The 13,440-nt window shown below is 58.4% G+C and carries 11 protein-coding genes; 5 read left to right on the top strand and 6 right to left on the bottom strand.

The features are described from left to right. Positions 1 to 98: 98 nt before the first annotated feature. The 3 genes from PMI23_RS21285 to PMI23_RS21275 all read right to left on the bottom strand — a co-directional run bounded on the left by PMI23_RS21285 (position 99) and on the right by PMI23_RS21275 (position 3,420). Positions 99 to 1,370, bottom strand: coding sequence for an OmpP1/FadL family transporter (locus tag PMI23_RS21285; RefSeq protein ID WP_007913255.1), 1,272 nt, complete (start codon positions 1,368 to 1,370; stop codon positions 99 to 101). A 198-nt stretch (positions 1,371 to 1,568) separates the two neighbouring features. Next, positions 1,569 to 2,195, bottom strand: coding sequence for a TetR/AcrR family transcriptional regulator (locus PMI23_RS21280; RefSeq protein WP_007913256.1), 627 nt, complete (start codon positions 2,193 to 2,195; stop codon positions 1,569 to 1,571). A gap of 58 nt (positions 2,196 to 2,253) precedes the next feature. Then, positions 2,254 to 3,420 carry an MFS transporter gene (locus PMI23_RS21275; RefSeq protein ID WP_007913258.1) on the bottom strand — a complete coding sequence of 389 codons (1,167 nt, stop codon included), beginning with the start codon at positions 3,418 to 3,420 and terminating at the stop codon, positions 2,254 to 2,256. Between the two features lie 94 nt (positions 3,421 to 3,514). On the opposite strand from PMI23_RS21275, the gene PMI23_RS21270 reads away from it, so the two are divergent. Together PMI23_RS21270 and PMI23_RS21265 are read left to right on the top strand one after the other, a co-directional pair. Then, on the top strand, positions 3,515 to 4,420 hold the full coding sequence (locus PMI23_RS21270; RefSeq protein ID WP_007913259.1) for a LysR family transcriptional regulator: 906 nt from the start codon (positions 3,515 to 3,517) through the stop codon (positions 4,418 to 4,420). Between the two features lie 85 nt (positions 4,421 to 4,505). After that, a complete protein-coding gene (locus PMI23_RS21265; protein WP_007913260.1) occupies positions 4,506 to 5,759 on the top strand; it encodes an MFS transporter in 1,254 nt (417 codons plus the stop codon). Positions 5,760 to 6,016: 257 nt separating this feature from the next. On the opposite strand, the gene PMI23_RS21260 is transcribed toward PMI23_RS21265, so the two are convergent. Next, positions 6,017 to 6,499: a hypothetical protein gene (locus PMI23_RS21260; RefSeq protein WP_007913261.1), complete on the bottom strand. Its 483-nt coding sequence runs from the start codon at positions 6,497 to 6,499 to the stop codon at positions 6,017 to 6,019. Positions 6,500 to 6,736: 237 nt separating this feature from the next. Here PMI23_RS21260 and PMI23_RS21255 point away from each other — a divergent pair, with 237 nt between their 5' ends. Together PMI23_RS21255 and PMI23_RS21250 are read left to right on the top strand one after the other, a co-directional pair. Continuing rightward, positions 6,737 to 7,549: a DUF1206 domain-containing protein gene (locus PMI23_RS21255; RefSeq protein WP_007913262.1), complete on the top strand. Its 813-nt coding sequence runs from the start codon at positions 6,737 to 6,739 to the stop codon at positions 7,547 to 7,549. Positions 7,550 to 7,683: 134 nt separating this feature from the next. Then, the gene (locus tag PMI23_RS21250; RefSeq protein ID WP_007913263.1) at positions 7,684 to 8,586 is read left to right on the top strand and encodes a bestrophin family protein; all 903 of its coding nucleotides are present in this window, start codon (positions 7,684 to 7,686) and stop codon (positions 8,584 to 8,586) included. A 43-nt stretch (positions 8,587 to 8,629) separates the two neighbouring features. Here the strand turns inward: PMI23_RS21250 and PMI23_RS21245 are convergent, their stop codons facing one another. Continuing rightward, positions 8,630 to 9,367, bottom strand: coding sequence for a MetQ/NlpA family ABC transporter substrate-binding protein (locus tag PMI23_RS21245; protein ID WP_042704999.1), 738 nt, complete (start codon positions 9,365 to 9,367; stop codon positions 8,630 to 8,632). A gap of 38 nt (positions 9,368 to 9,405) precedes the next feature. Continuing rightward, complete coding sequence (gene solA / locus PMI23_RS21240; protein ID WP_007913267.1) at positions 9,406 to 10,584, bottom strand: N-methyl-L-tryptophan oxidase; 1,179 nt, start codon at positions 10,582 to 10,584, stop codon at positions 9,406 to 9,408. A 373-nt stretch (positions 10,585 to 10,957) separates the two neighbouring features. Here solA and PMI23_RS21235 point away from each other — a divergent pair, with 373 nt between their 5' ends. Beyond that, positions 10,958 to 13,363, top strand: a complete 2,406-nt coding sequence (locus tag PMI23_RS21235) for a glucose/quinate/shikimate family membrane-bound PQQ-dependent dehydrogenase (RefSeq protein WP_007913269.1) — start codon at positions 10,958 to 10,960, stop codon at positions 13,361 to 13,363. Positions 13,364 to 13,440: the final 77 nt, after the last annotated feature.

Below are 13,440 nucleotides of genomic sequence, written 5' to 3'. Positions count from 1 at the left end.
TCAGACTTGTGACCAATATCGTCAATAGTCACAATCTGAGAAATAACTGCATCCTGGCCATCAGCAACATCGGACTACGGATCGACTGACAGGCCCGCCTAAAAACGGTAGCTCACCGAAGTCCCGAGCCCGCTCGCACTGTTCTTGTATCTGGCACTGTAGGCACCTCTCGATGCCGAGGTGTCGTTGACCTCGACGCTCTCCTCCCAAAGGTAGGAATAAGCGAGGTCGACCGTGACATTTTCCACGGGCGTCCAGCCGGCACCGAAGCTGAGCACCTTGCGGTCGCCCGTCGGAATGCGCGGCCCCCGATTGGTGTTGTTGGCCGGTGACTCATCAACCGAGAAACCGGCGCGCAGCACCCATTGGTTATTCAATTGATAGGCTGCACCGATCGCGTGAGCCCAAGTGTCATGCCAGTTCTGCTCTTCGCTGATCGTGCCCAATTGGCCACTCAGCAACTGCGGCAGGCCACTGTTCTCGATCGTCAGTTCCTTGAAGCGGCTCCAGCGCGTCCAGGTACTGCCGACATAAAGCGTCCAGTCGTTATTGAATTGATGCGTGACCGAAACGTCCACCGACTCCGGCGTGTCCACGTCCAGCGACGCGTCATAGCTGCGGCCGCTGACGCCCAGCACGCTGAAGATGCCATCGGTGACCTTGGTTTTCGCATCCAGGTGGTAACTGACTTTGGAGTGATAGGTCAGCCCCAGGCGGGTCTGGTCTGTCGCCTGCACCAGTACACCGGCGTTGAAGCCCAGCGCGGTATCATCGCCCGTGCTTTTGAGCTTGCCGTCATTACGCCCCGGGCTGAGTGGATTGGGGACCATGCCGGATATCTCGCCGCTGATACGGTTGATGGTCGGACCAAAGCCGATCGAGACTTTTTCGTTAAAGGCGTAGCTGATGGTCGGTTGGAAAGTCAGCGTGGTGACTTCGCTCTTGTTGGCGTAATAGCGCCCGGCAAAACCACTGCCGTAGTCGGTGATCAGCCCGAATGGTACATAAAATCCGACGCCGAATGCCCAGTGGTCATCAATCGGTTTGACGTAATACCCCATCGGTACGGTGGTCGTCGGCACCATGTCGCCATCTTCATTGCCGCCGAACGTACCGCGCGTCCGGCTGATATCTGACTTGGCGAACAGCGTCGCCGCGCCCACGCTGACCTGCTCTTGTTTAAGCCGCGCCATGCCCGCCGGGTTGCCGTAGATCGTACTGGCGTCTTCGGCTGAAGAAGAGCGCCCGGCAAAACCGGAGCCCATCCCGCTGATGCTTTGTTCGTTGAGTGCAAAGCCACCGGCAAACACATTGGAAGACGCAAGCACAAAGGCCAGGCCCACGGGGCTCTTGAGCATTGTTTTTTTCATTATTGGACTCTATGGAGATCACTGGAATAGAACATCGAGCACTACAGCGAAACCATATTATCCATGTGACCAATTCAGTCAATGGTCACATAAAACTAAATTCAATGCCCTCCCGGCACTGATGTGCCGGTGGGCAGGAAACGTAATGAGGGGATGTCGTTTGACTCGAATCGCCTGAAAACCTTGCTCAGCGATGGGTCAAGGCATGAGGCTGCGCAGGATGAGATTGGTGGTCAGCGTGGGCGCTTGTTCGATCAAATCCAGATTGTGTTGCAACAGCAGCGGGTTGACGAAAGGTCGCAACGCCAGATTGATCGCCTCGACCGTCTCGTCCAGCGGCGTCTTGCGCTCGAACTCCCCCGCTTCTCGACCATGGCGCACGATATCGAGGATAAAACCCTTGATCTGCGCTTCATACACTTGCGCACTGTTCCAGCGCTCCGAAGCGGAAAACGCCGCGATGTCGTAAAGCTTGCGGTCGTTGAAGAACAGATCCACACCCGTAGCGATCACGGTTTTCACCAACCTGCGCAAACGCTCGGTGGCTGAAACCGCTTCGGTATTAATCGCTTGTTCGACCGCCGCAGCAATTTGGCCCAGACAGTTGGCGCAAATGGCCTCGCCAATCGCTTGCTTGGAATCAAAGAACTTATAGATGTAGGCCTTGGAAAAACCGATGGCCTTGGCCAGGTCGGAAACCGTGGTTTTACCGTAGCCGTATTGGCTGAAGTGCTCATTGGCCGCGGCGACAATCTGGTCACGAATGTCGTGTTCGGCGGGGCCGCGAGTGCTCGGCGAGGAGGCAGATAGGGATGGCTGATTCATGGGGGCAGCTTACTCATCCTCTCGAATACTGACAACTCGCCGAGCATTGTTGAACGTGTTACACCACGGCGGCTTCAACCGTTCTGGAGCGCCACGCAAACGCCAACACCATCAGCAGTCCCAGGCCCGCCATTGCCGCGCCGGCCAGGGAGATCGCCGGATAACCCAGCCCGCTGCTGATCACCGCGCCGCCCAGCGCCGCACCAATCGCATTGCCGAAGTTGAAGGCGCCGATGTTCACCGCCGAGGCCAGATTGGGCGCGTCCTTCGCCGCTTCCATCACACGCATCTGTAGCGGCGGCACCAGGGCGAAGCTGGCGATACCCCAGATCAGGATGGCCACGGCGGCCGGCAGCGGCCAGCGCATCAGTACGGTGAACGCCAACAAGACCAGAATCAGCACGCTCAACGAGACGATCAGGGTGCGATCGATTGAGCGGTCAGCGGCCTTGCCGCCCCACATGTTGCCCAGTGTCAAACCGACACCGTAAAGCATCAGCATGGCGGTGATGAAGGCGGTGGACGCATGGGTCTCGCTGCTGAGGATCGGCGCGATGTAGGTGAAGACGGTGAACATCGCGCTCGAGCCGACGACGGTCAGGGACAGCGCGGCCAGCACGGGGCCGCGCCCCAATACTCGAATTTCCGCCATGACACCGACGCTTTGCGGCGCCCGCACGTTGGGCAAGGCGAACCACAACGCGACCATCGTCACCACGCCGAGGCCGGTAATGCCCCAGAACGCGGTGCGCCAACCAAACATTTCGCCAAACCAGGCGGCCAGCGGCACACCGCCGATGGTCGCCAGGGTCAGGCCCATGAACATAGCAGCAACCGCCCCGGCACGTTTTTCCGGGGCGACCAGGGTGGCAGCGACGACGGAGCCAACGCCAAAGAAGGCACCGTGGTTCAGTGAGGTCACGACCCTGGCGACCATGAGGCTGTAGTAGTCGGTGGCCAGGGCTGACATCAGATTACCCAAGGTGAAAATCGCCATGAGCCCGATCAGCAGATAGCGCCGGGGAATCTTGCCGGTGGTCAGGGTCATCAGCGGTGCGCCGAGCAATACGCCCAACGCATATGCACTGACCAGCAAACCGGCAGCGGGAATGGAAACGCCCAGATCCGCAGCGATACCCGGCAACATGCCCATGGGGGCGAACTCTGTGACGCCGATGCCGAAGGCACCGACGGCAAGTGCAACAAGTGGTGGATTGATACGCATGGAAAGCTCCTTATCTATGCCGCCAATGCTACGATCCCGTCTTTTAAGGCGGTAGATAGCATTTTTGGCAATCACCTTTGCTTAGGAGGCACAAGTGGATTTCAACGGCAGGTCAGGTGAAATGAGCGTGTTCACCACCGTGGCGCAGGAAGGCAGCCTGTCGGCCGCCGCGCGTGCACTGGGCCTGACACCTTCGGCAGTCAGCAGGATCATCGCGCGCACCGAGCAACGGCTTGGCACCCGCCTGCTGTTGCGCACCACCCGAGCGATCACCTTCACGGCCGAGGGCGAAGCGTTCCTGCGCGGCGCCCGGCGTATCCTCGCCGACATGGACGAGGTCGAAGACGCCATCGCCGATCAAGGCGTGCCCAAGGGGCGATTGCGGGTCAGTGCCGCCCTTGGCCATGGCCGTCTGGCCATCGTTCCGTTGGTCGCAGACTTCAGCGCCCGCTACCCGAACATCGTCGTCGACCTCACCCTCGGCGACGAAGTGGTCGACATCCTTGGCGGGCAAGCCGACGTCGCGGTGCGCTTCGGCCATCTGCCCGACAGCCCGCTGACCGCACGCAGAATCGGCACCACCGGCCAGGTCGTGGTGGCATCGCCCGAGTATCTGCAGCGTCACGGCGTCCCGCAGGAACCGGAAGACCTGCTCCAGCACAACTGCCTGCGCTTCAATTTCAAGCGTGCCGAACCCAACTGGCCATTCATCCGCGATGGCAAAGCGTTTTCCCTGAAGGTCAGTGGCAACATCGAATGCAGCAGTGGTGAAGCGCTGGCACAATTCGCGCGAGTGGGCGCCGGCATTGCACGGATCGGGGAATTTAGCGTGAGCGAGGACCTGCAGCGTGGCGACCTGATTGCGCTGTTGCAAACCTGGAACCCCGGCGACCAGGAACCGATTCATGCGGTGTTCGTCGGCGGCGCGGCGATGCCGGCGCGGGTGCGCTTGTTCGTCGACTTCTTGCTGGAACATCACCGGATGTCAGCGCAGGTATAAGCTGATATATGCGCAGCGGTTGCGGATAATTCGGCGCGGGCGAATGACATCCCGAACACAAGGTGCGGAACAAGGAAGTCACCCTTTGAGTACATTTCGAAAGTATCTTTGCCTGGACTTGTTACTTTGGATCTACCTCGGTTGCTGGAATACCACGCTACCGCTGATCATCGTGCAGCGAGGAAGTCTGCTGGAGCTGGCGGCATACGAAACAGCGCTCGCGCTCGCGGCGATCATTTCAATGTTGTGCCTGGCGCCGCGGGCTGAATCGATGCGCCGCAGTACGGCGCTTAAGGTCGGCTGTTTTGCGCTATTGATTGCGAGTGTCTTGCGATACTTTTTTGCCACAAACTGGTATTCGCTTGATGCGCTGATACTGATCGATGTGATCGCTGCATCGGCATTTGGAATGATTCAGCCTCTTTTGGGCATCTATCCTGCGGAAACCCTTGATAAACATCGTGCGCAGGCTGCATTTCGCGTCCGGCGCATCGTTGTTACTGTCGGCCGGGTTGCGGGGCCTTTGTTGGCAGGTATTGTGATTACGGTTTATTCACTGGAAATCTCGCTGCTATTCGTGTCGATCGTGGGATTGGTCATCGTGGTTTTAGGCATGGCGTTACCGGTCAGCGCAGCCCCTGCCCTGCAACCCCGAAAATCCTCAACCGATCTTGTTAATGACATGCTGTTGGCGCTTAAACTCAAATGCGTTTTACCGCCAGAACAGTTTTTGACCTTTTCCGGATTACTACTGAGTCTGGCCGTCACAGCGACCGTACCGATGCTGGTTCCAGCGCTCATACACACGCACGGCCTTGCTGAAGGTAGCGTTGGCTTGTTCAATGCGGTGTTCGCGGGTGGAGCCGTTGCAGGTGTGTTCTTTTTAAGCCCGCTGATTAGCAAAAAAGAAAATCAGCGCAACAAGTATCTTGGATGCTGGGCACTGTTAACGTTTGCACTCTGTGCAGCGACACCAGCCGACGAAATCTGGCTGTTGGGTACTTGCCTGTTTTTTGCCGGAGCGGCGAGTGCTTGCATTACGATGGTCGGAATGGACAAGAGGCTCATGTCGATCCCATCCGGCGTACGCGTACGACTGATGGCATCCACATTAGTGATCAGTCAGCTAGGAAGTTCGGTTTCATTCATGATGACGGGCGCCATCATGTCCAGATCCGGCGCAACCAGTTTGATGTGGCTTTATCTCGGGGTATTTCTGATTATCGTCATGTATTCCATGCGATCAAAAAAGATCTGGCACTTCCTGGAAGATGACGCTGAGTCAGAGCTGTATTACGCGAAAAACCATCCGAAACTGGCTGCGATCATGAGTCCATGAAATTCGGTTGAGATATTGCTCACTCAAGGCGTCGATGTCCTGGAGAAGTCACTCAAGGTACTCAGCCCTGGCGACCAACTGATTCCATTTCTGGGCCAACGACCGGGCAATTCGCACGGGAGCCAGGGTTGTCCCAGTGTTCATTATCCGGCGTGGAGGAATTGATTCCACAAGCGACCTTTGTGCGAATGCATAAAAAAGGGCGCCTTTTCAGACGCCCTCTTTATTTACAGTGGGTGTTGCAGAGAAATAGCGGATCAGTGTGATTTCTTTGCTGTCGACGTTCCGGCTTTGCTCAACCCTTTCGAGTTGTGATCCCCTGGTGTCGTGTCGGAGATGGCCGTCGCTTTGGTCACGCCGCGCGTATCTTTGGAATGGGCGACGCCTGAAGTCGTTGAGCCGTGACCGCTGTCACCATTGCGATCACTGCCATAGTGGTTACCGCTTTCGCCATGGTCGCGAGTGGCCTTGCCCGCATGATCACTACTGAGCCCATTGCCACGGCCGTTGCTGTTGGTGCCTCCGTGATCTGAGCCGCTATGACCGCCACCCGTACCGCCGCCATGGCCACCGCCGTTACCACCACCATTGCCGCCGCCGTTGCCACCACCGCCGCCACCACCACCGTCCTTCGCGTAGGCAGAGTTCATGACAGAGATGTCAGCAGGGAGTAATGGGGCGGCTGCAAGCATCATGGCGCAGGACATGACAGCAAGGAGACTCTTATTCTTCAAAAGCATGATTGCTTCCATAGGGTTGATTTCACGAAAATTAAGACGCAATCCGCCCCTTATGGTTCAAGTCCTGCGACAGACGGAAGTCACTGTGCAGGCCCGATTCTGGGGGCAGCGAGTATGACTTGAGCAGGGCTCGCAGGACGTTCTCGATCTCTAAGCCCCTGCAGTGTTTTGACAGCTCATAGAACCCCTCCCGGCAAGAAGGGTCTGCTCTCCTATGACCTCTCAGGAATACGTCCCATGTCCGCGCAACACAACCTTGTCATCCTCGCTCGGGGAGGCTACGCCGCCCGGGGAATGCTGTATTTGATCATCGGTATCTTCGCGTTGCTCGCAGCTCATGACTCGACCAAACCTAAGGACAGCCACAAGAGTCTGGAGGCGTTGCTAAGCCAGCCATTCGGCTATTTTCTGGTGGGACTTGTCGTGGCGGGACTGCTGGCATTCGCCGCCTGGCGTGTCCTGCAGGCCACGCGCGATGTCGATCATCACGGCAAACAACTCAAAGGTCTGGTGATTCGCACAGGGCTGTTTGTCGGAGGCTTGGTCAACGGTGCTCTGGCGTTCTTCGCATTGGGCCTGCTCATCAGCGGGATTAAAAGCTCGGGCAATTCCGCAGGACAAACCAAAGACTGGCTGGCGCATCTGCTGTCCTGGGAACACTCGAACTGGCTGATGTACCTGATCGCCCTCATTCCGCTTGGGGTGGGCATTGCTCACATCTTCAAGGGCTGGAAAGCGTCGTTCGAGAAGTATTTCGAGGCCGACGAGGACGTCATGCGCTACGTCCGCCCGGTCTCCCGGTTTGGTCTGATCGCGCGCGGCGTGGTGTTTATCGAGATTGCATTGCTGCTGGCAGTCAGCGGTTCCACCTATCAAGCCATGGATCCACCTGGAATGAAGGAAGCGCTCGATGCGCTGCAGAATCTGCCCGCTGGCTGGCTGATCTTGATGGTGATGGCGTTGGGGCTGATTGCCTTCTCGGTCTACAGTTTGTCGGAAGCTTTCTGGCGCAAGATCAATATGGATGTGCCGGGCGTAGCGAGAACGTAAGGTTTAACGCCTTTAGCGATGATCACCCCGGACTAGTCGAGACGCCGATTGCCAGACTATTGACCGAACCTTTCCCCCGAAAACAGCGTCCGAGCTAAGGCGTTAACGCTTACCGCTCGCCACGAGGTTTCCGTTTGAAAGCTGCCATCGTCAGAAAATACCGTTTGATCATCAAGACCCTGGGCTATGTCGGCTGGGCGTTGTTCTGGCTGCTGCTCTGGGACATCGCCGTCACCGTCGACTTCATGCTGTTCCTCAACGCCAAACTGAATCTGCCATTGATGCCCCTGACGTTATTGGGTTCGGCATTGATCGTGCTGATCAGTTTCCGCAACAGCAGCGCTTACAACCGTTGGTGGGAAGCACGCACGTTGTGGGGGTCGATGATCAACAATTCACGCAGCTTCGCCCGCCAGGTGCTGACGCTGCTGGATGATCCCGATGGCGAGGTCAATCCGGTCAAGTCGACCCTGTTGCGCCGCCACGTCGCCTATGTGAACTGCCTCGCGGCGCATCTGCAAGGGCAGCCTTGCCCTGAGGAAGTCCGCGCGTTTATTCCCGCCGATGAGTTTGCCCGCAGCGGCACCACCAACAACTTTGCCAATGACATCCTCACCGGTTCCGCGACTTTGCTCGCTCGGGAATACAAGGCCGGGCGCCTGGACAGCATTCGCCTGGCGCGGCTGGAATCGACGCTGGTGGACCTGTCCAACAGCCAGGGTGGCATGGAGCGGATTGCCAATACACCGCTGCCCTACCCTTATGTGTATTTTCCACGGCTGTTTATTTCGCTGTTCTGCCTGATCGTCCCGGTCGGTCTGGTGGAATCGTTGGGCTGGTTCACACCGCTGGCCTCGACCGTGGTGGGTTTTATGCTGCTGGCCATCGAACGCATCGGCACCGATCTGCAAAGCCCTTTTCGCCACAGCGAACATCAGATTCAGATGGAAGCCCTGTGCGAAACCATCGAAAAAAACCTGCAGTCGATGCAGCGTGATTCCTTGGGCGATGTGCGCAGGTTTGAAGAGATCGCTTGAGGATGTCGGGAGCCGTCAGCATTTCTGGCGGCTCCCGACGGCGTCAGAACGCCGGCACCACATCACCGTGATAACGCTCAAGAATGAACTGCTTCACTTGCGGTGAGTTAAGCAATGCGCCGAGTTTCTGCACCGCCGGCGCGTTGGCCTTGTCGCGACGCACGTACAGATAATTGGCGTACGGCGATTCCGAACTTTCGATAAACAGCGCGTCTTTGTGCGGCACCAGTTTGGCTTCCAGCGCGTAGTTGGCGTTGATCAACGCCATGTCGACCTGATTCAACACCCGCGGCAGCATAGCCGCTTCGAGCTCCTGGAACTTCAGATGCTTGGGATTGCTGACGATATCCAGGCGCGTGGCCATGATGTTGTCAGGATCCTTCAGGGTGATCAGGCCTTGTTTGGCGATCAGCAGCAGCGCCCGACCGGAGTTGGTCGGGTCGTTGGGAATGGCAATGGTCGCGCCGTCCTTGAGTTCGCTGATGTTTTTGATCTTCTTCGAGTAGGCACCGAACGGTTCGATGTGCACGGCGACGATCGGCACTTGATCGCTGCTCGGCCGATCTTTCTTGTAAGCCTCGTAATACGGTTTGCTCTGGAAGTAATTGGCGTCAAGCAAGCCTTCATCCGTCTGCCGGTCGGGCTGGATGTAGTCAGAGAAGACTTTGACATCCAGCGTCACCCCTTCCTTGGCCAGCTCCGGCTTCAAGAACTCGAGGATCTCGGCGTGGGGCACAGGCACCACGGCGATTTTCAGGGTTTCGGCATAGGCATTGCCCATGGCGGCGACCAGCAGTGCTACGGAGAGCGCGAAGCGTTTCACGATAGTTTTCCTTCGAAGCGTTTTAGGGAGAAAGAGGACAGATCCAGGTCGCTCGAGCCGCGCATGCACCACTGGGCAAATGCTTCGCCGAGCGCGGCGGAATGTTTGAAGCCGTGCCCGGAGCACGCAGAGACGAACAGGGTGTGTTGCAGCGACGGATGCTCGTCGATGATGAAATGCCGGTCTGGCGTCACTGTGTAGGCGCAGACCGCTGACTTGAGCACTGTCGAGGTCACGCCGGCGATGCGATCGTGTACCTGATGCTCGTACATGTCCTGCGCTTCGGCCGCTGAAACCGTGCGGTCGATGGCCTGCGCTGACGTTGAGGTGTGGTACTGCGCGGTGGCGATTTTCATGCTGCTTTCGCCGGGTAGCGCGGGAAAGCCGTAGTTGATTTTGTCGTCGCCGCGACCGTGGGTGAAGATGAAGGTCGGTGAGTGGCCAACCAGTCCGGCGTTCTCTTCCAGCTCGAACCAGAACAGCTTCTGCCGGTAAACGCTGAGCAGATTCTGATAGGGCTCACCGAGCAACTCGCCGTTCCAGTTGCCCGCGCTGATCACCAGCTTATTGGCAAACAGCGTGCGCCGGTCCGTGGTGGCCGTGACACCCTCCTCGTTCGAGCTGATCCCGGTAACGGTCTCGCCTTTATAAAGCGTCGCACCGTGTTGCTCGGCCAGTTTGAGCTGCACATCAATGCAGCGCTCGGGGCGCACGAAGCCGCCACCCGGTTCGAAATAGCCGATGGCCGAATCGTGCACGTTGGCGAATTGCGGGAAGCGCTGGCGAATCTGTTCGGCGGACAGGACTTCGTGCTCGATGCCGTAAGTCTGCGCCAGGCCGATGGTGCGCAGGGTGAAGTCGGTCGAATCTTCAGGATCGAATTCGGCGCTCGACGTCAGCACCAGCAACCCCGATTGCTCGAACAGCGATTCCCCGGTCAGGGCCTCCAGCTCACGCCAGATGCGATGAGAATTGCGCACGATCGGCACATATTGCGCGCCCTCGCCGACCGAAAGCCGGGTGATTCGAGTATCGCCATGGCTGGAACCGAGGTTGTGCGGCGGGTGATGACGATCAATACCGACAACGTTCACGCCCGCTTTCGCCAACTGATAAACCGTCGCCGCGCCCATCGCGCCCAAGCCCAGAACCACCACCTCATACCGCTCGGACATAAATAGCTACCTATCAAAAAGGCGCCAGTTGAGCGGTAAATCGTGGCGAACTCCAAGATTAAAAAAGCATATCCATATAGCTCAGCGCATCCATTGACCGCTCTGGGACGGGCTACCGGGTGGTTATTCGTCGCATTTACAACCCGGCGCAAATGATTTACGCCTGAATGTACGGCTTCCGATATCTGTCACAACTCACAATGAATCTGACAGAACAGCGATTCTTGTGCGCATTTCGACAGACATTTCCACATCTGAGTCCTCTGCAGGCGCGAGCCGAAACCTCGAACTACGCTTCACGTTGAAATTTGTGATTTAACTAGGTAGTTACCTAACTATATAATGCGCGCCTCATTTCAACGGGACACTCAACGTGAAGCAGAGTCAACGCCTCTCGGGCATATCAAAATTCATTCTGATCGGGCTGGGCGTCGTCATCGCCCTGCTCGGCTTGGCGCTGGCTGCGGGCGGCGTGAAGTTGGTCAGCCTGGGAGGCTCGTGGTACTTCCTGGTGGGTGGCTTGGTCATGGCCGTTTCCGGTCTGCTGATCGCGCGCTTCAAGCCTGCCGGCGCGTGGCTGTTTGCCGCGTTCCTGGTCGGAACTGCGATCTGGGCGGTGAGCGATTCCGGGCTGGTGTTCTGGCCGGTGTTCTCGCGCCTGTTCATGTTCAGTGTGATCGGCCTGGTCGTGGCGCTGGTTTATCCGCTGCTCAAGCGTGCCAACGGTGGTGTTGCCGGTCGCGGCGCTTACGCTGTGGCTGCGGTGCTGGCGGTCGGCGTGGTTGTAGCGGCCGGCAATATGTTTGTCGCCCATCCAACCGTGGCGGCAACCGGCACTGGCCCGGGCCTGACTCCGGTCGAGCCGGACAAGGCGCAAAAGGACTGGGCGCACTACGGTAATACCGAAGGCGGTAGCCGCTTCGCTGCGCTGGACCAGATCAACCGCAGCAACGTCGACAAGCTGAAAGTCGCGTGGACCTACCACACCGGTGACGTCGCCGAGAGCGATGGCAACGGCGCCGAAGACCAGCTCACCCCGCTCCAGGTCGGCAACAAGGTGTTCATCTGCACCCCGCACAACAACCTGATTGCCCTCGATGCCGACACCGGTAAAGAGCTGTGGAAGAACGCGATCAACGCTCAGTCGAAAGTCTGGCAGCGTTGCCGTGGCATGGCCTATTTCGACGCCACCAAAGCGATTGCTCAGCCGAGCAACTCGTCGATCATCGAAGCCAAGCCTGCGCCGGCCGCCAACTGCCAGCGTCGTCTGCTGACCAACACCATCGATGCCCGTTTGATCGCGGTCGATGCTGACACTGGCGAGTTCTGCCAGGGTTTCGGCAACAACGGTCAGGTAGATCTGAAGGCTGGCCTGGGTGATGTCCCGGACAGCTACTATCAGCTGTCGTCCGCGCCGCTGATGGCCGGTACCACTGTGGTAGTTGGCGGTCGCGTAGCTGACAACGTGCAAACCGACATGCCCGGCGGCGTGATCCGTGGTTTCGACGTGATGACCGGCGCCATGCGTTGGGCGTTCGACCCGGGCAATCCGCAGGATAAAAACGCACCGGCCGACGGCAGCACTTATGTGCGCAGCACGCCGAACAGCTGGGCGCCGATGTCCTATGATCCGGCAACCAACACCGTTTTCCTGCCGATGGGCAGCTCGTCGACCGACATCTATGGTGTCGAGCGCAGCAAACTCGATCACACCTACGGCGCTTCGATCCTCGCGCTGGACGCCACGACTGGCGCTGAACGCTGGGTATTCCAGACCGTGCACAACGACCTCTGGGACTTCGACCTGCCGATGCAGCCGAGCCTGATCGACTTCACCAAAGACGGCAAAAGCATTCCGGCGCTGGTCATTGGCACCAAGGCCGGGCAGATTTACGTGCTCGACCGTGCAACCGGCAAACCGCTGACCGACGTGAAAGAAGTGCCGGTCAAAGCGGCGAACATCCCGAACGAACCGTACTCGCCTACTCAGCCGAAATCGGTAGGCATGCCAGAAATCGGTGCTCAGCACCTGACCGAATCGGACATGTGGGGCGCCACTCCGTACGATCAGTTGCTCTGCCGCATCGACTTCAAAGGCATGCGTTACGACGGTCTGTACACCGCACCAGGCACCGATAAATCGCTGAGCTTCCCGGGTTCGCTGGGTGGCATGAACTGGGGCAGCATTTCCACTGACCCGGTGCACGGTTTCATCTTCGTTAACGACATGCGTCTGGGTCTGTGGATTCAGATGATCCCGTCGCAAAACAAAGGCCAGGCCGCTGGCGGTGGCGAAGCACTGAACACCGGCATGGGCGCCGTACCGCTGAAAGGCACGCCTTACGCCGTGAACAAAAACCGCTTCCTGTCGGTAGCCGGCATTCCTTGCCAGGCGCCGCCGTTCGGCACGCTGACTGCCATTGACATGAAGACCCAGAAAGTTGCTTGGCAGGTTCCGGTCGGCACTGTTGAAGACACCGGTCCACTGGGCATCCGCATGCACCTGCCGATCAAGATCGGTCTGCCAACCCTCGGCGGCACACTGTCGACCCAAGGTGGTTTGATCTTCATCGCCGGCACTCAGGACTTCTACCTGCGTGCGTTCAACAGCGGCAACGGTGAAGAAGTCTGGAAAGCACGTCTGCCGGTCGGCAGTCAGGGCGGCCCGATGACCTATGTTTCGCCGAAAACCGGCAAGCAATACATCGTCATCACCGCCGGTGGTGCGCGTCAGTCGACCGATCGCGGCGACTACGTGATGGCTTACGCCCTGCCGTAAACCACTGCGTCCACGTTAAACGCGGACGCTTGCTTTAAGCGCGGCACCTTCGGGTGCCGCGCTGCTTTCCCCCCTAT

Source organism: Pseudomonas sp. GM24 (assembly GCF_000282235.1).
Taxonomy (GTDB): Bacteria; Pseudomonadota; Gammaproteobacteria; order Pseudomonadales; family Pseudomonadaceae; genus Aquipseudomonas.
This window is presented reverse-complemented; position numbering and strand designations above follow the sequence as displayed.